Source organism: Psychroserpens sp. AS72, assembly GCF_038900375.1.
Taxonomy (GTDB): Bacteria; Bacteroidota; Bacteroidia; order Flavobacteriales; family Flavobacteriaceae; genus Psychroserpens.
This window is the reverse complement of record NZ_JBBMRC010000003.1, coordinates 123,087-145,237: the sequence shown is the minus strand read 5'-3', so window position 1 is coordinate 145,237 and position 22,151 is coordinate 123,087. Positions and strand designations below refer to the sequence as shown.

20 protein-coding genes are annotated in these 22,151 nt (G+C 31.3%); 15 read left to right on the top strand and 5 right to left on the bottom strand.

Annotated features, from left to right (window positions below; translation table 11 throughout):
- Positions 1-9 precede the first annotated feature (9 nt).
- A complete protein-coding gene (locus WNY78_RS06865; RefSeq protein ID WP_342872459.1) occupies positions 10-1,209 on the bottom strand; it encodes an alanine dehydrogenase in 1,200 nt (399 codons plus the stop codon).
- 86 nt (positions 1,210-1,295) lie between these two features.
- On the opposite strand from WNY78_RS06865, the gene WNY78_RS06860 reads away from it, so the two are divergent.
- The gene (locus WNY78_RS06860; RefSeq protein WP_342872458.1) at positions 1,296-1,910 is read left to right on the top strand and encodes a hypothetical protein; all 615 of its coding nucleotides are present in this window, start codon (positions 1,296-1,298) and stop codon (positions 1,908-1,910) included.
- 1 nt (position 1,911) lies between these two features.
- Entirely contained in the window at positions 1,912-2,532 is a 621-nt protein-coding gene (locus WNY78_RS06855; protein WP_342872457.1) for a hypothetical protein, read from the top strand.
- On the opposite strand, the gene WNY78_RS06850 is transcribed toward WNY78_RS06855, so the two are convergent.
- The 4 genes from WNY78_RS06850 to WNY78_RS06835 form a co-directional block, all read right to left on the bottom strand.
- Positions 2,529-2,891: a hypothetical protein gene (locus tag WNY78_RS06850; protein ID WP_342872456.1), complete on the bottom strand. Its 363-nt coding sequence runs from the start codon at positions 2,889-2,891 to the stop codon at positions 2,529-2,531. The two genes, WNY78_RS06855 and WNY78_RS06850, sit on opposite strands and share 4 nt — an antisense overlap.
- 198 nt (positions 2,892-3,089) lie before the next feature.
- The gene (locus tag WNY78_RS06845; protein WP_342872455.1) at positions 3,090-3,644 is read right to left on the bottom strand and encodes a hypothetical protein; all 555 of its coding nucleotides are present in this window, start codon (positions 3,642-3,644) and stop codon (positions 3,090-3,092) included.
- A gap of 246 nt (positions 3,645-3,890) precedes the next feature.
- Positions 3,891-4,355 (bottom strand): tRNA (adenosine(37)-N6)-threonylcarbamoyltransferase complex ATPase subunit type 1 TsaE, encoded by a 465-nt coding sequence (tsaE, locus tag WNY78_RS06840; RefSeq protein WP_342872454.1) that lies wholly within the window; start codon positions 4,353-4,355, stop codon positions 3,891-3,893.
- A 245-nt stretch (positions 4,356-4,600) separates the two neighbouring features.
- Complete coding sequence (locus WNY78_RS06835) at positions 4,601-6,157, bottom strand: bifunctional response regulator/alkaline phosphatase family protein (protein WP_342872453.1); 1,557 nt, start codon at positions 6,155-6,157, stop codon at positions 4,601-4,603.
- A 36-nt stretch (positions 6,158-6,193) separates the two neighbouring features.
- Here WNY78_RS06835 and WNY78_RS06830 point away from each other — a divergent pair, with 36 nt between their 5' ends.
- From WNY78_RS06830 to WNY78_RS06770, 13 genes are all read left to right on the top strand, one after another.
- Entirely contained in the window at positions 6,194-7,435 is a 1,242-nt protein-coding gene (locus WNY78_RS06830) for an HD domain-containing protein (protein WP_342872452.1), read from the top strand.
- A 254-nt stretch (positions 7,436-7,689) separates the two neighbouring features.
- Positions 7,690-8,718 (top strand): UDP-3-O-(3-hydroxymyristoyl)glucosamine N-acyltransferase, encoded by a 1,029-nt coding sequence (gene lpxD, locus WNY78_RS06825; RefSeq protein ID WP_342872451.1) that lies wholly within the window; start codon positions 7,690-7,692, stop codon positions 8,716-8,718.
- Positions 8,705-10,111 carry a bifunctional UDP-3-O-[3-hydroxymyristoyl] N-acetylglucosamine deacetylase/3-hydroxyacyl-ACP dehydratase gene (locus tag WNY78_RS06820; protein WP_342872450.1) on the top strand — a complete coding sequence of 469 codons (1,407 nt, stop codon included), beginning with the start codon at positions 8,705-8,707 and terminating at the stop codon, positions 10,109-10,111. The genes lpxD and WNY78_RS06820 overlap by 14 nt, the downstream gene beginning before the upstream one ends.
- Before the next feature lie 83 nt (positions 10,112-10,194).
- The gene (gene lpxA, locus WNY78_RS06815) at positions 10,195-10,980 is read left to right on the top strand and encodes an acyl-ACP--UDP-N-acetylglucosamine O-acyltransferase (RefSeq protein ID WP_342872449.1); all 786 of its coding nucleotides are present in this window, start codon (positions 10,195-10,197) and stop codon (positions 10,978-10,980) included.
- Positions 10,981-11,139: 159 nt separating this feature from the next.
- Positions 11,140-11,706: an elongation factor P gene (gene efp, locus WNY78_RS06810; protein ID WP_342872448.1), complete on the top strand. Its 567-nt coding sequence runs from the start codon at positions 11,140-11,142 to the stop codon at positions 11,704-11,706.
- Between the two features lie 84 nt (positions 11,707-11,790).
- Positions 11,791-12,726 carry a UDP-3-O-(3-hydroxymyristoyl)glucosamine N-acyltransferase gene (locus WNY78_RS06805; RefSeq protein ID WP_342872447.1) on the top strand — a complete coding sequence of 312 codons (936 nt, stop codon included), beginning with the start codon at positions 11,791-11,793 and terminating at the stop codon, positions 12,724-12,726.
- On the top strand, positions 12,727-13,131 hold the full coding sequence (locus WNY78_RS06800) for a nuclear transport factor 2 family protein (protein WP_342872446.1): 405 nt from the start codon (positions 12,727-12,729) through the stop codon (positions 13,129-13,131).
- 156 nt (positions 13,132-13,287) lie between these two features.
- Positions 13,288-14,163, top strand: a complete 876-nt coding sequence (sucD, locus tag WNY78_RS06795) for a succinate--CoA ligase subunit alpha (protein WP_342872445.1) — start codon at positions 13,288-13,290, stop codon at positions 14,161-14,163.
- Between the two features lie 188 nt (positions 14,164-14,351).
- Positions 14,352-17,324: an insulinase family protein gene (locus tag WNY78_RS06790; RefSeq protein WP_342872444.1), complete on the top strand. Its 2,973-nt coding sequence runs from the start codon at positions 14,352-14,354 to the stop codon at positions 17,322-17,324.
- A gap of 818 nt (positions 17,325-18,142) precedes the next feature.
- Positions 18,143-18,889 (top strand): 3-oxoacyl-[acyl-carrier-protein] reductase, encoded by a 747-nt coding sequence (gene fabG, locus WNY78_RS06785; protein ID WP_342872443.1) that lies wholly within the window; start codon positions 18,143-18,145, stop codon positions 18,887-18,889.
- Positions 18,890-18,902: 13 nt separating this feature from the next.
- A complete protein-coding gene (locus tag WNY78_RS06780; RefSeq protein WP_342872442.1) occupies positions 18,903-19,256 on the top strand; it encodes a VOC family protein in 354 nt (117 codons plus the stop codon).
- Positions 19,257-19,287: 31 nt separating this feature from the next.
- Positions 19,288-21,321: a VWA domain-containing protein gene (locus WNY78_RS06775; RefSeq protein WP_342872441.1), complete on the top strand. Its 2,034-nt coding sequence runs from the start codon at positions 19,288-19,290 to the stop codon at positions 21,319-21,321.
- A gap of 11 nt (positions 21,322-21,332) precedes the next feature.
- On the top strand, positions 21,333-22,148 hold the full coding sequence (locus tag WNY78_RS06770) for a prohibitin family protein (RefSeq protein WP_342872440.1): 816 nt from the start codon (positions 21,333-21,335) through the stop codon (positions 22,146-22,148).
- Positions 22,149-22,151: the final 3 nt, after the last annotated feature.

The following is a 22,151-nucleotide window of genomic DNA, read 5'->3' as shown; positions in this document are numbered from 1 at the left end:
AGTTTTTTTCTAGAAAATTAACAAGTTAAGGTCGCTACAGTCTAAATCAAACCAATTAGCTACAGATTTGTTTGTTAAAATTCCGTGGTAAAAATACAACCCATTTTTTAAACCACGATCAAAACGTATGGCATTTTCTATACCACCATCTTCGGCAATTTTTAAAAGGTAAGGTGTAAAAATATTACTCAGCGATACAGAAGCAGATCGTGAGTATCTTGCAGGAATATTTGGTACACAATAGTGTGTCACGCCATTATAATCAAAAGTTGGTTTATCATGATTGGTGACTTCACTAGTTTCAAAACAGCCACCCATATCTATACTGACATCAATAATTAATGATCCAGATTTCATCGTATTCACCATGGCTTCCGTAACAATGATAGGTGAGCGGTTATTTCCTCTAACTGCTCCAATAGCAACATCGCAACGTTTTAAAGCTTTTAATAAGTTTTTTGGTTGAATGGTTGAGGTATATAATGTACGACCTAAATTAGCTTGTACACAACGTAATTTAGTTATTGAATTGTCAAAAATTTTCACATTAGCACCAAGACCAATGGCAGAACGTGCAGCAAACTCACCAACTGTTCCTGCGCCAATAATAACGACTTCAGTTGGTGGCACACCACTAATGTTGCCTAACATGAGACCGTTACCACCATTGACGTTTGATAATAATTCTGATGCAATTAAAATGGAAGCAGTTCCAGCAATTTCACTTAAAGAGCGTACTGCAGGATAGGCACCATCTTCATCTTTTATAAATTCAAAAGCTAGTGCAGTAACGCGTTTTGAAGCCAATGCTTGAAAATAATTTTTGCTTTGTGTTTTAAGTTGTAATGCAGAGATTAGTAATGTTTGCGGATTAATTAATTTAATCTCATCAAGTGAAGGTGGTTCTACTTTTAAAAGAATAGGGCAGGAGAACACTTTTGCTGTATCTCTAGTGACTTCTGCACCAGCTTCACTATAGGCTTTGTCTTTAAAGTTTGCACCTTCTCCAGCACCAGATTCAACCATCACACGATGACCATTTGATACTAAAGCATGAACAGCATCTGGAGTTAAACAGACACGTTTTTCTTGAAAATGAGTTTCTTTTGGGATGCCTATAAATAAATCACCTTTCTTTTTGTAGACTTCAAGTGTCTCTTCTTGTGGTAATAATTGTGCTTTTGTAAAGGGTGATAATGATTCGCTCATTTAATTTTTAATTGGTAACTCAAATTACAAATAAAAATCTATTATTTACCAATTTAGTTTTATATATTAGTTGGAGATTATTTTCTATGGAAAAGTTTGGTTTACAAAATATTACGATTAAAGATGTATTAATTTCACTATTAATATTGGTTGTGACTTTTGGTTATTTTTTTGATAGTTATGTTCCAAAAGGTATTACTGAAGTAAATATTCTAGGAATTACAGTTGGAAGTTTAGGTTTTGAAGATATAGCTAGTACTATATACTTTGTTAAAATGAAACTTATTATTATTGTTTTTTCAATCATTTGGTTTTTTACATGTAAACATTGGTGGAAATCTGCTATTATTGTAATTACTACAATTGAAATGTTAAAGCTAATTAGTGTCTTCAGTTTTAAACAAACTTATGTAGATGAAATTGAATATTATACAAGCTTACCAATTACAATTCCTATCATACTGTTAATAATCTTTATATCAAAAAAAATTAATTCATATGAGACAGCAAAGAACTTACGCTCAGATCTTGATAATAAAATAAATGAAATATTTTTTGAAATCAATAGTGAAGATAAACAGCGTGTTGAAAAGTTGAAAGATGATTTTATTAAATTAAAAATGAAAGTAAATATAGTGGATCATGAATTTAATTATTTAAAAGAATTGATTGAGATAAGAAATAATTTTTATAAAAAATAGTATGAAGTTTTTTATTAAATATATATATAAAATTAACAAAGACTTTATTATAATTGCGTGTATTTTATTATTACCATTTGCTTTTTACCTCTACAACATAGCACCAAAAACTAAGACTTGGAGAAATTCACTATTTGAAATTAACTCAGGTGATTTTGACGATGTAAATTATTATTTATGGTTTTTATGTGTAAAGGTTTTAACATTGATGCTTCTTACACTCTGGTACTTAACTTGTACGCAAAAATGGAGAGTTTTATTACTTGTTTCTATAATCTTAGAGATATTCAAGTTTTTCTCATTGGTTAAAATTGCAAAGTTAGGATATGAACATGAAGTCATTAATATTCTTGATACTTTATGTTACTCAATACCGTATGTAATAGTTTTGATTTTAATTTCCAGAAAACTAAATTATTACGAATCATATAAGAATGAAATTGCTCCATTAAACGACGAAATTAGTCGTCAACTTATTAAGTTAACTAACTTAAATAGAAAACAGTATAAGTCAATGGGAAAAGAGTTAAGAAAATTAGAAACTCAAAAACTAAATATGAATAAAAAAGAGTATCTAACGAAACTTATAGAACTAAGAGATCAATTAACTATTAGTAATTAATTATTTGTATTAGCCTTTTCAATCTCTGTTAAAATCTCTTCTAGTAGCGCTTTTTTCTCATCAGACCATTGTTGTTTAAGTCTATCGTCTATATAAGATTCTATTTCAGCTTTAGATCTTACTTTTGGTTTTGGGTTGTCTTTTATAAACATATCACCTTGACCAGTAATTAACCAAACCAGATTGATTTGCGGATACTCTTTAATAATACGTTCAATGACGTCACTCCCAACAGAGGCGTTATTTTTTTGCATACGTAAGGTATAGCCGTTAGCACTACCAATGGATATGTCAAACTGTCTTGCACTTAAGTTAAGAGCAGATAATAATTGAATGATTCTATTAATTGTTTTACTCATTATAAATTAGGGTTATGTTAGAGTAAGAAGGATTTATATTCTACAAATGTAATTTTTTTCGTTTAATAATGATTAAATGAAGATTGAAAAATAAATTCGTAAATCTAAAAGCCCACAATTATTGAAATAATTGTGGGCTTTTATTTGGAAAAGTTTTGTAATTATAATTTGTTATATATTTTAATATTTGTTGTTTAATTAAAAATACTGCTTAATTGTACTCCAAACACCTTTGGGTTTCATCATGAATTCTTCTTCTAATTCTTGCATTGATTTTCCAGCATCATTTATTTTATTAAACATTTTTGCTCTTATCAAGTAAATAGATGGAATGATTATAGCCATTATTGGTAGCATATACATTAGATCAAAGTTATCAAAGAATATAACATCTTCATTGATGGTTCCAATTAATTGGTATGTAAACATTGCAATTGGTACTAAAATAGAATGATACCACCAATGCCTGCATGTAAAAAACCAAATAAATAAAAGGAACAATGGGATGAGTTTACTCATTATCATCCAGAAACTTGTTCTTACATCCTCATAAAACCCACTATCATAAGTAAATAGTAGGTTTTCCCAAACTTTGGTATCTGGAACATAAATATAAGAATAGAAAAAAATGGGAGTTATAGATATTAAAACACCTACTATACTCCCATTAATAATAATTCTAGAATTCCTTTTCCTATCCGTGTGTTGGAATTTTAACTTTTCTTTTGTCGATTTCTGTTTTAACTTGTCCATCTAAGTTGATTAAATCAGTTGCATGAGCAGTAAATAACATTCCACCGAAAATAGCAATAGCTAGTACGTACTTTTTAGTCTTCATAATTATAAGGGATTAAATTAATTAATTATTCAAATATATGAATGCTCTATATTTAAAAGTGTTAAAATGAGTGTTAAAAAACACTCTAAAATCGCCTTGTGATTACGGTTTTTCCGTAGTCTATAACTATATCGTGGTGTGAGATTGCTAATTTATTTTCACTAATTCACTGCTTTATGCTTGTTTTCTAGGTTAATATTATGTTTTTGGATCAACTTGAGTGATCTTGAGGTCTTATTTTTGTAAGAAATTTCTATAACATTTATGTCTTCAGGCATCAAATTTTGAGCGTTTTGAGGCCATTCTATAAACACCCAATTTGAGGTATATAGATAATCTTCAAAACCAAAATTTAACGCTTCTTCCTCATCGTTAATTCTGTACAAATCAAAATGATAAATAGAGCAATCTTTTGCTCTATAATCATTAACTATAGAAAATGTCGGACTACTAACATCGTCATCACTACCCAAAACTTTTACTAAAGATTTTATGAGTGTTGTTTTACCAGCACCCATATTTCCGTAGAAAAGTAAGTTTTTAGAAGAAACATGATCTAAAATCTGTTTTGCAACAGCATCTATATCTTCTAGATGATAATCTAATTCTAGTAATTGTGACATCATTAAATTGTAAACGAGTTTTATAGCTTAATTTGAAATGCAATTATAAGAATAATTTTTGGTAAAAACTAGGAAAAAGTGTATTTCGTCGAAGAAATTTGCATTACGTAGGATTTTTAAAATGAAATTTGTATAGCCGAATATTTAAATATTATGAAAAAACAACACAAATTAAAAAATGAGAAAGCCATTTTAAATAGTTCTATTTAAAATGGCTTTCTTAAGCGTGTATAATAGACTATAGACCTTTAACTTTTAGGATTCATAACCACAAAAGGTATGATCATTTCTTCTAAAGATACACCTCCATGTTGATACGTATTTCTATAATAACTCACGTAATGATTGTAGTTGTTTGGATAGGCTAAGAAATAATCACTTTTAGCAAAAATAAATGAGTTACTCATGTTTATAGAAGGCAAGTGAATTGCTTTTGGGTCTTTAGCTACCATAACTTCACGATCTTCATAGGTTAAACTACGACCCGTTTTATAACGTAAATTAGAACTTGTCTCACGATCACCAATCACTTTTGATGGGTTCTTCACATTTATAGTTCCGTGGTCTGTGGTAAGGATTAGTTTAAAACCTAAATTTTGAGCCTGTTGGATCATTTCTAATAAAGGTGAATTTTTAAACCAACTCACAGTTAATGATCGGTACGATTTATCATTAGATGCTAATTCTTTTACAACATCCATTTCAGTTTTAGAGTGTGATAGCATATCCACAAAATTGTAAACGATAACAGATAAATCATCATCTTTAAGTGCTTTAAAGTTTTCTACTAACTTCTTCCCAGCTTTTAAATTTGTGATTTTATGATAAGATGTTTTTAAATTTTGCAAGCCTAATCGTTTGAGTTGACCTTGAAGAAATTCATTTTCAAATAGATTTTTTCCACCTTCATCTGTATCATTTTTCCATAAATCTGGATGTAAACGTTCCATATCTAAAGGCGTTAATCCAGAAAATATAGCATTTCTAGCGTATTGCGTTGCTGTTGGCAAAATACTGTAAAACGGCTCTTCGCTAACTTTTTTATAGTAATTATTGACAATAGGTTCAAAAGCTTTCCATTGGTCGTAACGTAAATTATCAATCACAATAAAAAGCGTAGGTTGCTCTGTACTCAACTCAGGAACTACTTTTTCTTTAAATAAGTTATGAGATAATACTGGAGCATCAGAATTATGATCAAACCAATCCTCATAATTTTTTTCAATAAATTTTCCGAATTGAAGATTCGCTTCATTTTTTTGAGATTCTAAAATCTCTGTCATTCCAACATCTTCAATATCTTCTAGTTGCAATTCCCAATACACTAATTTTTGATACAAATCGCTCCATTCTTCAAAGCTATTAACCATAGACATATCCATCGCAATCTTTCTAAACTCTTGCTGATAGTTGGATGTTGTTTTTTCTGAAACGAGCCTAGAGTGATCTAAGTTCTTTTTTAAACTCAGTAAAATCTGATTTGGGTTTACAGGCTTTATTAAATAATCGGCTATTTTATTACCAATAGCTTCTTCCATGATGTATTCTTCTTCACTTTTGGTAATCATAACAACTGGAAGGTTAGCACGTCGTTCTTTAATTTCATGCAATGTCTCTAAACCTGTAAGTCCAGGCATATTCTCATCTAGAAATACAATATCAAAATTAGCATCATCAATGATTTCGATAGCTTCTGTACCACTTTGACAGGTTGTTACCTTGTATTGTTTTTGTTCTAAAAAGATAATATGTGGTTTTAAAAGATCAATTTCATCGTCAACCCAAAGAATATTTATAGTGTTCATGTATATTTGTTTAAAATTAATGTAAAAGCATAACGTTTGAAGACAAGTAACAAACTTAAAATCTTTAACGACCCAATTTACGGATTTATTACTATTCCCAATTCGGATATTTTTGATTTAATTGAACATAAATACTTCCAAAGGCTGAGAAGAATCTCCCAAATGGGATTATCTTATCTTGTATATCCTGGAGCTAATCACACACGTTTTCATCATGCAATTGGTTGTATGTATTTAATGCAAAAGGCTGTGAATGTGCTTCGTTTTAAGGAGGTTACAATTTCCGAAGAAGAAGAAAGAGCACTTTATATCGCCATTTTATTGCATGATATTGGTCATGGTCCATTCTCTCATGCGATGGAACATAGCATAGTAAATGGAGTTTCACACGAAGAAATCTCTATGCGTTTTATGCAAAAACTCAATGAAGAATTTAACGGAAGTTTAACGCTAGCCATCCAAATTTTTGAAGGTAAACATGAGAGACCGTTTTTATGCGAACTAATTTCTAGCCAATTTGATATGGATAGAGCAGATTATCTCAAACGCGATAGTTTTTATACTGGAGTTGCAGAAGGTAATGTAAATAGTGAACGCTTGATAACAATGCTAAACGTTGTAGATGATCGTTTAGTTGTTGAACAAAAAGGAATTTATAGTGTTGAAAAATTCTTAGTTGCAAGACGGTTTATGTATTGGCAAGTGTATCTTCATAAAACAAGTGTTGTTGCAGAGCAACTATTAACGCGTGTTTTAAAAAGAGCAAAAGAATTATCTAGTCAAGGCATCGAATTACGAGCAAGTGACGCCTTATCTTTTTTTCTACGGAATGAAATAACAAGAAACAATTTTGACGATGATACCTTAGAAATATTTTCTAGACTAGACGATACAGATATTGTTTCTGCCATGAAAGATTGGCAATACCACGATGATTTTATTTTAAGCGAGCTTAGTAGTATGATTATCAATAGAGATTTATTAAAAATTAAATTAAAAAATAAACCCATAAAACGGTCTACTCTAGATAAGCATATTTCTAAACTTGTAAAAAAGTATAATATCTCAAAAAAAGATGCAGAGTACTTTGTGTTTATTGATGAGATTTCAAATTTAGCGTATCAATCTAAAACGCAGAAAATAAAAATATTGCAAAAATCTGGAAAAGTAGTTGATATCACTAAAGCATCAGATCAATTTAATATCAAGGCTTTATCTAAAGCAGTGACGAAGTATTATATCTGTTATCCTAAGGAGGAATTTGTTAGAGATGAATGATATCATTCTTGTTTCAGTGAACATTTGTAAACTCAAAGCCTATTTAGTATAAAAAAAATAATGTTTAAGTTACTATTGTTTAAGTTTTAAAATTTCCGAAGCCTCAAAAGTGCTGTATATAAAATGATTAATATCAAGTATACTCTACAATTGAGATTAGCAAATACGCTACTTAACAACAAACAACTAAGCAACCTACCTTTTAAACGTAAACAACTGTTAATAATTTATACATTTTTCCTATTTTTGCGAGGATGAACTTTACAGCACAACAAATAGCTGGAATTTTAGAAGGTGATATCGTGGGTAATCCTGAGGTAGAAGTTTCTAAACTTTCTAAAATTGAAGAAGGAATAGAAGGCTCTTTAACCTTTTTAGCAAATCCTAAGTATAATTCATACATATATTCTACCAAAGCATCAATTACTATAGTTAATAAAACTTTTGAACCAGAAAATGATATCTCAACAACGCTTATAAAGGTTGATGATGCTTATCAATCGTTTTCAAAACTTTTAGAATATTATAATCAAGTGAAGTTAAATAAGCAAGGTATTGAACAACCGTCGTTTATTTCGGAAACTGCAAAATTAGGAAGTGATATTTATATAGGCGCTTTTAGTTACATTAGTGATAATGTGACTATAGGTAACAATGTTAAGGTGTTTCCTAATGCATATATTGGTGAAAATGTTACGATTGGTGATAACTCGATTATATTTTCGGGAGCTAAGATTTATTCTGAAACCGTTATTGGCAACAACTGTGTGATTAACTCAGGTGTTATTATTGGAGCCGATGGTTTTGGTTTTGTACCAGATAAAAAAGGAGAATATAGCAAGATGCCACAAATAGGTAATGTGATTATTGAAGATTTTGTAGATGTTGGAGCTGCAACAACAATTGACAGAGCTACTTTAGGTTCTACAATAATTAGACGTGGTGTGAAATTGGATAATCAAATCCAAATAGCACATAATGTTGAGATAGGAAAAAATACAGTAATAGCTGCTCAAACAGGAATTGCTGGATCTGCAAAAATTGGCGAAAATTGCCTAATTGGTGGTCAAGTAGGAATAGCTGGCCACATAACTATAGGAAATAATGTACGTGTACAAGCTCAATCTGGTATTGGTAGGCATGTAAAAGATAATGAAATATTGCAAGGATCTCCATCATTTACATTTGGAGATTGGAACAAGTCTTATGTGCATTTTAAAAATCTACCTAAGATTGTTAAATCTATTAATGATTTAGAAAAGAAAGTAAATGGGAATAATTAAAACAGACATTAAGCAAAAAACGATAGAGAAAGAAGTATCTCTTAAAGGTGTTGGATTACATACAGGAAAAGATGTAACTATCACATTTTGTCCTGCACCAGTTAATAATGGATTTTCTTTTAAAAGAGTAGATCTTGAGGGATCTCCTGTGATTGCAGCAGATGCAAATTATGTAACTAATACCCAAAGAGGAACTTGCATTGAACGAAATGGTGTGACGATTCAGACCTCAGAGCACGTATTAGCAGCTTTGGTAGGTATGGATATTGATAATGCTATTATAGAACTCAATGCAGCAGAACCACCAATTATGGATGGTTCATCTAAGTTTTTTGTTGAAGCTATTGAGAAAGCTGGTATTGTAGAGCAAGATGATTTCAGAGAAGAATATGTGGTGACAGATGTTGTGTCATATTCTGACGAAGAATCTGGAAGCGAGATTATCGTTATGCCTGCAAAAGAATATCAAGTAACAACAATGGTTGATTTTGGAACAAAAGTTCTAGGAACCCAAAATGCAACTTTGAATCGTATGTCTGATTTTAAAGATGATATATCAGATTCTAGAACCTTTAGTTTTTTACACGAATTAGAAATGTTATTAGAACATGGCCTTATTAAAGGTGGTGATTTAAATAATGCTATTGTTTATGTAGATAAAGAATTATCTCCAGAAACCATGGAGAAACTTAAAGTAGCATTTAAAAAAGATTCTATTGCTATTAAGCAAAATGGAATTTTAGATAATTTAACGCTTCACCATCCCAATGAAGCTGCAAGACATAAACTTTTAGATGTTGTTGGCGATTTAACTTTAGTAGGCACACGTATTAGAGGAAAAGTAATTGCTAATAAACCAGGACACTATATAAATACACAGTTTGCTAAGAAACTTTCTAAAATTATAAAAAATGAACGTCGTAATAATGTGCCTCAAATTGATTTAAATCAAGAGCCATTAATGGATGTGATGCAAATCATGGAGATGCTTCCACATAGACAACCGTTTTTATTATTAGATAAGGTTTTTGAATTATCAGATTCTCACGTTATTGGTATGAAAAACGTGACCATGAACGAAGAGTTTTTTAAAGGTCATTTCCCTGGAGCACCAGTGATGCCTGGCGTTCTAATTGTAGAAGCAATGGCGCAAACAGGAGGAATACTAGTATTGAGTACGGTTCCAGATCCTGAAAATTATTTAACCTTTTTTATGAAGATTGATAAAGTAAAATTCAAGAAAAAAGTGGTACCTGGTGATACACTCATATTTAAGTGTGATTTAATTACACCAATTCGAAGAGGTATTTGTCATATGCAAGGCTATGCTTATGCTAACGGACAATTATGTGCTGAAGCAGAATTAATGGCACAGATTTCTAAGGTTAAATAAATAATATTTGACGTATTTTTAACAAATCAATCAAATGTATTAAGTTTAAAAAACAACTTAATATTATCAATAAACACTAAAAAATGAACCAACCTTTAGCATATGTACATCCTGGAGCAAAAATTGCTAAGAATGTAGTGATAGAGCCTTTTACAACTATTTACAGTAATGTAACAATTGGAGAAGGAACTTGGATAGGTAGTAATGTGACCATAATGGAAGGTGCAAGAATTGGTAAAAATTGTAATATTTTTCCAGGTTCTGTCATTTCAGCAGTACCACAAGATTTAAAATATAATGATGAAGATACACTTACAGTAATAGGAGATAATGTTACTATAAGAGAGTGTGTTACGATTAATAGAGGAACCACAGATAAAATGAAAACAGTTATAGGAAATAACTGTCTAATTATGGCATATTGCCACGTTGCTCATGATTGTGTCGTGGGTAATAATTGTATTTTTTCTAATAATAGCACTCTTGCAGGACATATAACTGTAGGTGATTTTGTAGTTTTAGCTGGTATGACTGCTGTTCATCAATTTGTATCTATTGGAAATCATGCCTTTGTAACTGGTGGATCTTTAGTGAGAAAAGATGTTCCTCCTTATGTAAAAGCTGGTCGAGAACCATTATCTTATGTAGGGATTAACTCTGTAGGATTGCGTCGTAGAGGATATACAACAGAGAAAATTAGAGAAATTCAAGATATATATAGAATGCTATATCAAAAGAATTATAACAATACACAAGCTTCAGATTTAATTGAGGCAGAAATGGAGGCAACTCCAGAGCGTGATGAAATTCTTCAATTTATTAAGAACTCACATCGCGGAATTATGAAAGGATATTTCAAATCAAATTAATTTTCCCAGTCTGCCGATTGGTAGATTCGGAAAAGATAAACATCAAATAATTGCGTTTAGGTAAACAGCTTAAAAACGTAAGTCCACTTAAGCCTTAGCAAAAGAGGACGAATTTAAAATATTAACAGTTAAAAGATACCCACTTTTGTGGGCAATATTATGGCAAGTACTTCAGATATTAGAAACGGATTATGCATTAGATATAACAATGATATTTATAAAATCATTGAATTTTTACACGTAAAACCTGGTAAAGGTCCTGCATTTGTGAGAACTAAAATGAAAAGTGTGACCAACGGAAAAGTGTTAGATAATACATTTTCTGCAGGACATAAAATTGAAGATGTACGTGTTGAGACTCACAAATTTCAGTTTTTGTATCATGATGGTGAATTTTATCATTTTATGAATGAAGCCGATTATACACAAATCCGTTTATTAGAATCTGCTTTAGATAGAGCAGATTTGATGAAAGAAGGAGAAATTGTAACGATTCAAATTAACACAGAAGACAATATGCCTTTGTCTGTAGATATGCCAGCGACAGTTGTTTTAGAAGTAACTGCAACTGAACCAGGAATTAAAGGTAATACAGCAACAAACGCAACGAAACCAGCAACTGTAGAAACAGGAGCAGAGGTTAATGTGCCTTTATTTATTAATGAAGGAGACAAAATAAAAATTGAAACCGATAAGGGAACTTATAAAGAACGCGTTAAAGAGTAAAAACTAGTTAGCAGTGTAGATTCAGTAAGTAGTTTTTGCTAGAGCGACTGATAACTGAATACTGCATACAGAAGACTTTAAAAAATGAAATTCCCAAAATCGCATACACTCAAGGAAATCGCTAATCTTATTTCTACGGAATATATAGGAGCAGATGATTTTCCAGTTTTAGGAATGAACGAAATACATGTTGTAGAATCTGGAGATATTGTATTTGTAGATCATCCCAAATATTATGATAAAGCACTAGAAAGTGCTGCTACCATTGTCTTAATCAATAAAAAAGTAGATTGTCCAGATGGGAAAGCGCTTTTAATTAGTGATGATCCATTTAGGGATTTCAATAAATTAACGCTTCATTTTAAACCGTTTCAATCGTCTAATTCTGCAATGTCGCCAACTGCTAAAATTGGCACAAACACAATAATACAGCCTAATTGTTTTATAGGTAATAATGTTACCATTGGTGATAATTGTACCATTCATTCAAATGTTAGTATTTATGATGATACAGTAATTGGAAACAATGTGACTATACATGCTGGCGCTATATTAGGTGCTAGCGCTTTTTATTATAAAAACAGACCAGAAGGTTATGATCAATTAAAGTCTGGTGGACGTGTTATCATTGAAGACAATGTAGATATTGGAGCATTATGTACAATTGATAAAGGTGTTACTGGAGATACAACTATTGGAGAAGGCTCAAAATTAGATAATCAAATTCAAATTGGACATGATACTTTAATAGGTAAAAAGTGTTTAATAGCCTCGCAAACTGGTATTGCAGGATGTGTAGTAGTTGAAGATGAAGTCACAATTTGGGGTCAAGTAGGAGTAAAGAGTGGTATCACGATTGCAAAAGGCACAGTATTATACGCACAATCTGGATTAGGTCATTCTACAAAGCCAAATGGAACTTATTTTGGATCACCTGCAATTGAAGCACGTGAAAAATTTAAGGAAATGGCTTACCTTAGACAAATCCCAGAAATATTAAAGAAATTAAAAACTAAATAAATGTCTGCAAAACAAATTGTCAAAGCATTTTACGATTTAGATTTAATAAAAGATGAAGGTGTCTTAAATCATTATCATAAAGATTGTAAATTAGAATGGAACAGTAGTAAAGGCTTTAAAACATTAGATTTTAAAGGCTTGGAAAATATGCTTAAAGACTTAAAAGATTCTTTTATTTCTTTTAAACCTAGATTAAGTCATCTTTTAGAAGATGGTAATATGGTGACTGCAAGATATACGATTTATGTAACCGCTATTGAACGACCAGAAAAAGAAGATCCTTTGGCACATTTCATTACAATTTGGGAAGTTAAAGACGGCAAATTGTACAAAGGTTATGAGATAAGTCAATTGGCAGATGATAGTTCTGAGAGCTTAAATTCTTATGCTGAAATTAAAGTTTAAAAAAGGTTTAAAAATCATAAGCAATATCTTATTTTTGTCAATATATTCGGAAATATCAACTGAATACACAAAAACTTAAAATCAAAATCATAAATAGCCTATAATTTCTTAGAATAGTACATTTCCGAAGAAAAAAAGGCAATAAAACAAACACAAATGAGCGTTTTAGTTAATAAAGATTCAAAAATAATTGTTCAAGGTTTTACTGGAAGTGAAGGTACTTTTCACGCTGGTCAAATGATTGAATATGGTACAAATGTCGTTGGTGGTGTGACTCCAGGAAAAGGAGGGCAAACACACTTAGACAGACCTGTTTTTAATACAGTTGCTGAAGCTGTAAAAGAAGTTGGTGCAGATACAACCATTATTTTTGTGCCACCTGCATTTGCTGCAGATGCAATTATGGAAGCTGCAGAAGCTGGAATAAAAGTAATTATTACAATTACTGAAGGAATTCCTGTAGCAGATATGATTAAAGCCTCAACATACATTAAAGATAGAGATTGTAGATTAATTGGTCCTAACTGTCCAGGAGTTATTACTCCAGGTGAAGCTAAAGTTGGTATTATGCCAGGTTTTGTTTTCAAAAAAGGTAATGTTGGTATCGTATCAAAATCTGGTACTTTAACCTATGAAGCTGCAGATCAAGTTGTAAAACAAGGTTTAGGAATCACAACTGCAATTGGTATTGGAGGAGATCCTATTATTGGTACAACTACTAAAGAAGCTGTTGAGTTATTAATTAATGATCCAGAAACTGAAGCTGTAGTTATGATTGGAGAAATTGGTGGTCAGTTAGAAGCAGATGCTGCAAACTGGTATAAAGCTAGTGGAAGTAAAAAACCAGTTATTGGTTTTATTGCTGGAGAAACTGCACCTGCAGGACGTACAATGGGTCATGCTGGAGCAATTGTTGGAGGTAGTGATGATACTGCTCAAGCAAAAAAGAAAATTATGAGAGCTTGTGGTATTCATGTTGTTGATTCTCCTGCGGAAATAGGAAAGAAAGTAGCAGAAGTAATGAATAAATAAGACCAAATGAGCTGTGAAATGATAGACTAATAATTTGAATTATGTTTATTATTTTATAACTAGATGGTATGACACATTTCTTGTTAAAATAAATATAAAACATATTCGTTATAAATCCGTTGACAGTAACTTGTCAACGGATTTTTTTTATAAAAAAATCAATTAACAATCAATCTAATTTAATCTAAATGAAACATTTTAAACTAATCATGATGTTTTGTATTGTTGCCTTGGCATACAATTGCAAAACTGAAAACAAAAACAAAGATTTAGCTTACACAGTTGAATCCAACACAGATGCTAATGGTATTTCTTACGAAACTGTTAACAATGATCCAACAGGTTTACGTTTGTATACCTTAGACAACGGACTAAAAGTCTACCTAAGTAAAAACGTAGATGAGCCAAAAATTCAAACATACATTGCAGTAAGAGCAGGTTCTAACTATGATCCTAAAGAATCTACAGGCTTAGCACATTACCTAGAACACATGGTTTTTAAAGGCACTAGTAAAGTAGGTACTATTGACTGGGAAAAAGAAAAAGAGTATCTGGATCAAATTTCTGAATTGTATGAACAACACAGAGATGAGTCTGATCCTGATAAGAAATTAGCTATTTATAAAAAAATTGATGAAGTGTCATTAGAGGCTTCAAACTATAGTGTTGCTAATGAATATGATAAAATGACGAGTTCTCTTGGAGCAACTGGTACCAATGCACATACTTGGTTTGAAGAAACTATATACAAAAATAAAATACCTGCTAATGAATTAGACAAGTGGCTAGCTTTAGAAAACGAGCGTTTTAGTGAACTTGTTTTACGTTTATTTCATACAGAATTAGAAGCTGTTTTTGAAGAATTCAATCGAGGTCAGGATAATGATGGTAGAAAAAGTTATGCAGCAATGTTAGAAGGACTTTTTCCAAAGCATCCTTATGGTCAACAATCAACAATTGGAATTGCAGAACATTTAAAAAACCCATCTTTAGTAGATATCAATAATTATTTTGATAAATATTATGTGCCTAATAATATGGCAATGGTATTAGTTGGAGATTTAGATTTTGATGCTACAATAAAAAAAGTAAATGAAACTTTTGGTAAGCTAGAAAAGAAAGAAGTTGTACATCCTACACTTCCTAAAGAAGATCCAATAACATCTCCAATCGTGAAAGAAGTATTTGGTCCTACTGCAGAAAGTATTTCTATTGCATTTAGATCTAAAGGTGTAAATACCGAAGAAGAAAAATTAATGACGGTTGCTGATATGATATTAGCCAACGGAAACGCTGGTTTAATTGATTTAAACTTAAATCAAAAACAAGCAGTTCAATATGCTGGATGTTCTCCAACATTTTTAAATGATTATGGATATCATTCATTTAATGGTTCTCCAAAAGAAGGTCAAACTCTTGATGAAGTTAAAGATTTATTATTAGCGCAAATTGATAAACTTAAAAAAGGTGAGTTTGAAGATTGGATGATTGAAGCTGTTGTAAACGATTTAAAATTAAGTCAAACACAACAATATGAAAATAGTACAGCATTAGCATCTATGTATTATAATGCATTTATTCATCATGAGGATTGGGCTAATAAAGTGAAGTTTTTAGACGATTTAAAAAAGGTGACAAAACAAGAGGTTGTAGATTTTGCAAACAGATTCTATAAAGATAATTACGTGGTGACTTATAAACGTCAAGGCGAAGATACATCTATAGTTAAAGTTGCTAATCCTGGAATTACACCTGTTAACTTAAACAGAGATAAAACGTCTCAGTTCATGCAAGATTTTAATAAAATAGAATCTAAATCTTTACAACCTAAGTATGTTGATTACAAAAAAGCAATCAAAGAAACAGACTTAGATAATGGAATTAAAGTCTCTTATATTGATAATGAAATGAATGATTTATTCGATATGAATATTATTTTTGATATGGGAAGTGATAACGATAAAAAGTTAGGACTTGCTGCTGGTTATATGGAGTATTTAGGTACAGATAAATATTCAGCCGAAGAATTGAAAAAAGAATTCTACAAATTAGGTGTTAAATATTATGTGAGTGCAGGAGCAGAAACAACGTATGTTGGATTAAACGGTTTAAAAGAAAACTTACCAAAAGGATTAGAACTTTTAGAACACTTATGGAACAATGCTGTACCAGATCAAGATGCTTATAACAAATACGTCGAGTCAATTACAAAAGGTAGAGTAGATGGTAAATCACAAAAAGGAAATATCCTTTGGAATGGTTTAATGAACTACGGTAAATATGGAGATAATTCTCGTTTAAGAAACATCTACCAAACCAAAGAGCTTAACGATATGGATCCTGCTCAATTAGTAGAAATTGTAAAAGGAATGAAAGATTTTGAGCAACGTATTTTTTACTACGGAAAAGATATCGATGCAGCTGTAGCAGCTTTAAATACGAGTCATAAAGTTTCCGAAGAATTAAAATCATATCCAGAAGCAATGGCCTATTTAGAAAAAGAAACTGGAGGAAATGTATACTTCGTAGATTTTGATATGGTACAATCCGAAATGCTATTCTTAGCAAAAGGAGATCCATTTAAAGCAGATAATATGGCAGCTTCAACGTTATTTAACACATATTTTGGTAGCGGATTATCATCAATTGTATTCCAAGAAATTAGAGAATCAAAATCATTAGCATACTCTGCGTTTTCTAGTTATAGTACTGCGAGCAAAAAAGATGATAACAACTATGTGATGGCTTATATGGGAACGCAAGCCAATAAAATGCCTCAAGCAGTTGATGCAATGATGGAGTTGATGACCAATATGCCAGAAGCTGAAGAGCAATTTAATGCAGCAAAAGAAGCCACATTAAAAAAGCTAGCAGCACAACGTATCACAAAATCAAGTATTTTTTGGAGTTACGAGCGACTTAAAAAATTAGGCATCGATAATGATAATAGAGAAGCCATGTATAACACCATAAAAGACATGACTATGGATGATTTACGTAATTTCTTCAATACAAATATCAAAGGTGAAAATTATAATGTGATGGTGATTGGTAACAAAAAAGATATCGATTTCAAAGCATTAGAAAAGTTAGGTAAGCTTCAAGAAATGGATATCGATTATCTATTTAACTACGAGCAACCAGAAGATGTAAAGATGTAATTTTTAAATCTTTTCTTCGGAAATATTAAAATTAATAAGCAGTTACATTTATATGTAACTGCTTTTTTTTTTGTGAAATTTTGAACAGTTCTGTATTTTACTTTTTTATTCCATTAGTTAAATTTTTATAAGCAAAATCCTACACATTTGAGTAAACCATCCGAGTAAGGTTCTTCCTTTTATTAAAAGGGAAGACAGATTATACAAAGTATAATCAGAAGGGTTAAAAATCCAATAGTGAGTGAAATATAATTAGCGAACGATACATTGAATAATTTTCAGTAATTTTTAGATCTTTTCTTCGGAAATATAAATATTCATAAGCAGTTGCATTTATTTGTAACAGTTTTTTTATCTAACAAATCAGATACAAAACAACTTTAGGCAAGTAGTTAGAGTGTCGTAATTCAAGCCCTCATTCAATTCAGAGAATTGATCGCCAAGGCGAAGAATAGTTGAAGAAAAGCTTCGAGAACAGGAAAACGAAGTTTGACGCGGAGTTTTCAAGACGGTTTTTAGTTTTTTTAAACTAAAAAATTCCTTGGCTTGGTAATGTCTTTTTTGGTTCGTTTTTTTGACAAGAAAAAAATGAATGCATAACTACGAACAGATTAACAATTACATTTGAATTAGTCATCGAATTAATTTCACTGATTTTAAGACGAATTTATACATTCTAAAACTTGTATTTCCTATATTTGAATACCAACTATTAAAAATTAAACAATGAAACATTCTACTATTAATCTCTATTAAACCTAGAGATTTTTAATGATAGAATGTTCCATGAGACATTAACATAAAATAACAACCAACTCATGAAATTACTAGAAGGAAAAACAGCAATCATAACAGGCGCAAGTCGAGGCATAGGAAAAGGAATTGCAGAAGTTTTTGCACAACATGGAGCCAATGTGGCTTTTACATATAGCGCTTCGGTAGAAGCAGCAAACGAATTAGAAAAAGAACTCAATGCTCTTGGTGTTAAAGCAAAAGGATATCAAAGTAATGCAGCTAATTTTGACGAATCTCAAAAACTTTCAGAAGACGTTTTAGCAGAGTTTGGAAGCATTGATATTCTAGTCAATAACGCAGGAATCACAAAAGATAACTTGTTGATGAGAATGGGAGAAGCTGATTTTGATAAAGTAATTGAAGTCAACTTAAAATCGGTTTTTAATATGACTAAAGCGGTGCAACGTACCATGTTGAAACAACGTAAAGGCTCTATTATTAATATGAGTTCTGTTGTTGGAGTCAAAGGTAATGCAGGACAAACAAATTACGCAGCATCAAAAGCAGGTATTATTGGTTTTTCTAAGTCTGTAGCTTTAGAGTTAGGGTCAAGAAATATTAGAAGCAACGTGATTGCTCCAGGTTTTATTGAAACCGAAATGACAGCTAAATTAGATGAAGAAACCGTTAAAGGGTGGAGAAACGCAATTCCATTAAAACGTGGCGGAACTCCAGAAGATATCGCAAACGCGTGTGTGTTTTTAGCAAGTGATATGAGTGCTTATATCACAGGACAAACATTGAATGTTGATGGTGGAATGTTAACATAAATTTCTTTAAGCAATGCTCACATCAATAAACCCAAAACTCCCAATGCGTAATAAGGCAATTACTAAAGCCTATTATTACAATTTAGGATTTGAACAATTAGGAAGTAAGGATTATGATGGTTATTTAATGCTCATTAAAGATAAAATCGAAATTCACTTTTTTGAATTTAAGGAGCTGGATCCAAAAGAAAATTATGGTCAGGTCTATATTAGAACAAATGCTATTGAAGAAGAATATAAATTTTGTTTAGATCATAATATTAAGATTCATCCAAATGGTGCGTTAGAAATTAAACCATGGGAAGTAAAAGAGTTTGCTTTATTAGATCCAGATAATAATTTGTTAACTTTTGGGCAAACGATATAAATCATAAAGATTAAAGAAAATTAAAAATTAATTGCAAAATCAAACCATAACATTCATAATATTAGCTGGAATCGTAGCGCTATTACTAGCGCTTTTTCAATATGCTTATAAATCAAAGCTAAAAGGAAAGCGTGCTTGGATTTTGACAGCCTTACGTTTTGTAACCTATTTTTCAATCTTTGTGTTGCTCATCAACCCTAAGTTTGATAGTGTTACGTATTACAACGAAAAACCAAATCTAGTGGTTGCTGTAGATAATTCAGAATCTATAAATTATCTCAACCAGTCGCAAAATACGTCAGAGTTTATCAAGTCTTTAAAAGCTAATGAAACGTTGAACGAGAATTTTAATTTGGAGTTTTATCGCTTCGGAAAAGAGCTAACTCAAACAGATTCGTTATCATTTGATGAAAAACAGTCAAATCTCGCTTTAGTATTTGAGCGTTTATCTGAAGTGTATAACAACTCAATAGCTCCAACACTTATCATTTCCGATGGAAATCAAACCTACGGAAACGATTACGCATACATGACCAAACGCTATAAGCAATCTATTTTCCCGGTTATTTTAGGAGATACAACAACGTATACAGATCTCAAGATTCAGCAATTAAATGTAAATCGCTATGCGTATTTAAAAAACAAGTTCCCAGTAGAAGTTATTGCAACTTATAATGGAAATACGACGGTTAATACACAGTTGAAAGTTTCCGCAGGAAATTCAACCGTATTTTCAAAACCTCTAACCTTTAGTAAAACGCAAACGTCTCAAATCGTCAACTTTACATTACCAGCAAGTAGAGTAGGTGTGACAAGTTATAAAGCACAAGTAGTGCCTTTGGACAACGAAAAAAATACGATTAATAATGTCAAAAACTTTGCTGTAGAAGTTATTGATCAAAAAACGAATGTAGCCATTGTATCTGATATCTTGCATCCAGATTTAGGAACCCTAAAAAAATCGATTGAAAGTAATGAACAACGTAATGCAGATATTTTATCAACGCTTGAATTTTTAAATAAATCTAATGATTATCAATTGGTGATAGTCTATCAGCCTACAAATAATTTTAGAGCTTTATTTAGAGAAATTGATAGATTAAAGCTAAATAAAATTGTAATTGCTGGCACTAAAACTAATTGGTCGTTACTCAATCAATTACAAAGTAATTACAAACAGGAATTAACAAATCAAACTGAAGAATTCCAGCCTAGCTTAAATCAAAATTATGGGACTTTTATAGTTGATGATTTGAATTTTGGCGAATTTCCGCCTTTAAAAGGAGAGTTTGGTACAACCTCATTTACAGTTCCTTTTGAAACCATACTCTATAAAACTATCAACGGAACACAAATTGAAGAACCGCTTTTCGCAACGTTTGAAATCAACGAAAAACGAGAAGCTTTAATTTTAGGCGAAGGGTTGTGGAGATGGAGAGCGCAGGCTTATCTAAATGAAAACTCGTTTAATACATTTGATAATTTCATAGGTAAATTGGTGCAATATTTAAGCACTAATAAACGTAGAACACGCTTAAACGTCAATTATGAATCATTTTATAATGGCAACGATAATGTTAGAATTACCTCGCAATTTTTTAATAAAAATTATGAGTTTGAGGATAATGTAAATTTGAATATTACTTTAAAAAATAAAGATACAGATGCTGTTACAACTTTTCCGTTTGTGCTTAAAAATTCAAGTTACGAAGTCGATTTAAGTGGTTTGGAAGCTGGAGATTATGCATTTACAGTAAAAGTAAATAATGAGAATATCTCAAAATCTGGCGAACTCAAAATACTAGATTATAATGTGGAGCAACAATTCTTAAATGCTAATGTTACTAAACTTCAAAGCTTAGCCACAAATAGTGAAGGAACCTCATATTTTATTGATAATACAGACGCACTTGCAAAAGATTTAATTAACGATACTAGGTTCGCTACAATACAGAAAAGCACTAAAAAAGTCGTACCTTTGATTGACTGGAAATATCTTCTAGGACTCATCGCGTTAAGTCTAGCTGCTGAGTGGTTCATAAGAAAATATAACGGACTTATTTAAAACTAAAAACTATGGAAAAATTACCAAAAGGTGGTGTCATAACACTTATCGTTATTGTAGCAGTATTAATATTGTTATTTAAATCTGCAGTGACAATTGATTCTGGTCATGCTGGAGTAGTTCACGAAACACTTGGTGAAGGAGTAGATCCAGAAAAAGAAGCACTTGGACCAGGTTTTCATATCATTGCACCTTGGAATCGTGTGATTGATTACGAAACACGTCAACAAGAAATGCCTGAAAAAATGTCTGTTTTATCATCTAATGGATTGGATATAAAACTGGACGCTTCGGTATTGTATGAGCCTGATTTCAGTAACTTGGGTAGATTACATAATCAAAAAGGAGTTGAATATACAAGTAGAGTTTTGCAACCAGCTATTAGAAGTGCTGCGCGTAGTGTTGTAGGACGTTATACTCCAGAACAATTATATTCAAGTAAGCGTGATGCTATTCAAGATGAAATTTTGGAAGAAACAAAAAAGATTGTAGAGCCTCAGTTTATTCAAATTAATGATATCTTAATTAGAGATGTGACTTTGCCTTCAACAATTAAGGAAGCAATTGAACGTAAATTAAAGCAAGAGCAAGAATCTTTAGAGTATGAATTTAGATTAGTAACTGCGGCAAAAGAAGCTGAAAAAGTAATTATTGAAGCAGAAGGTAAAGCAGAATCTAACAGAATATTAAGTGCCTCATTAACAGATAAAATTTTACAAGACAAAGGGATTGACGCAACTATGAAACTTGCAGAATCTCCTAATAGTAAAGTGATTGTTATTGGTTCTGGAGATTCTGGACTACCAATAATTTTAGGTAACCAATAAAAG

Bases quoted from the DNA above. Each gene is read 5' to 3' on its own strand.
- WNY78_RS06835 (WP_342872453.1), bottom strand. From the start codon at position 6,157: ATGAACACTATAAATATTCTTTGGGTTGACGATGAAATTGATCTTTTA.
- WNY78_RS06805 (WP_342872447.1), top strand. From the start codon at position 11,791: ATGAAATTCCCAAAATCGCATACACTCAAGGAAATCGCTAATCTTATT.
- tsaE (WP_342872454.1), bottom strand. From the start codon at position 4,355: ATGATGTCACAATTACTAGAATTAGATTATCATCTAGAAGATATAGAT.
- sucD (WP_342872445.1), top strand. From the start codon at position 13,288: ATGAGCGTTTTAGTTAATAAAGATTCAAAAATAATTGTTCAAGGTTTT.
- WNY78_RS06800 (WP_342872446.1), top strand. From the start codon at position 12,727: ATGTCTGCAAAACAAATTGTCAAAGCATTTTACGATTTAGATTTAATA.
- efp (WP_342872448.1), top strand. From the start codon at position 11,140: ATGGCAAGTACTTCAGATATTAGAAACGGATTATGCATTAGATATAAC.
- lpxA (WP_342872449.1), top strand. From the start codon at position 10,195: ATGAACCAACCTTTAGCATATGTACATCCTGGAGCAAAAATTGCTAAG.
- WNY78_RS06850 (WP_342872456.1), bottom strand. From the start codon at position 2,891: ATGAGTAAAACAATTAATAGAATCATTCAATTATTATCTGCTCTTAAC.
- WNY78_RS06865 (WP_342872459.1), bottom strand. From the start codon at position 1,209: ATGAGCGAATCATTATCACCCTTTACAAAAGCACAATTATTACCACAA.
- WNY78_RS06820 (WP_342872450.1), top strand. From the start codon at position 8,705: ATGGGAATAATTAAAACAGACATTAAGCAAAAAACGATAGAGAAAGAA.
- WNY78_RS06860 (WP_342872458.1), top strand. From the start codon at position 1,296: ATGGAAAAGTTTGGTTTACAAAATATTACGATTAAAGATGTATTAATT.
- WNY78_RS06855 (WP_342872457.1), top strand. From the start codon at position 1,912: ATGAAGTTTTTTATTAAATATATATATAAAATTAACAAAGACTTTATT.
- WNY78_RS06770 (WP_342872440.1), top strand. From the start codon at position 21,333: ATGGAAAAATTACCAAAAGGTGGTGTCATAACACTTATCGTTATTGTA.
- WNY78_RS06790 (WP_342872444.1), top strand. From the start codon at position 14,352: ATGAAACATTTTAAACTAATCATGATGTTTTGTATTGTTGCCTTGGCA.
- fabG (WP_342872443.1), top strand. From the start codon at position 18,143: ATGAAATTACTAGAAGGAAAAACAGCAATCATAACAGGCGCAAGTCGA.
- lpxD (WP_342872451.1), top strand. From the start codon at position 7,690: ATGAACTTTACAGCACAACAAATAGCTGGAATTTTAGAAGGTGATATC.
- WNY78_RS06780 (WP_342872442.1), top strand. From the start codon at position 18,903: ATGCTCACATCAATAAACCCAAAACTCCCAATGCGTAATAAGGCAATT.
- WNY78_RS06845 (WP_342872455.1), bottom strand. From the start codon at position 3,644: ATGGACAAGTTAAAACAGAAATCGACAAAAGAAAAGTTAAAATTCCAA.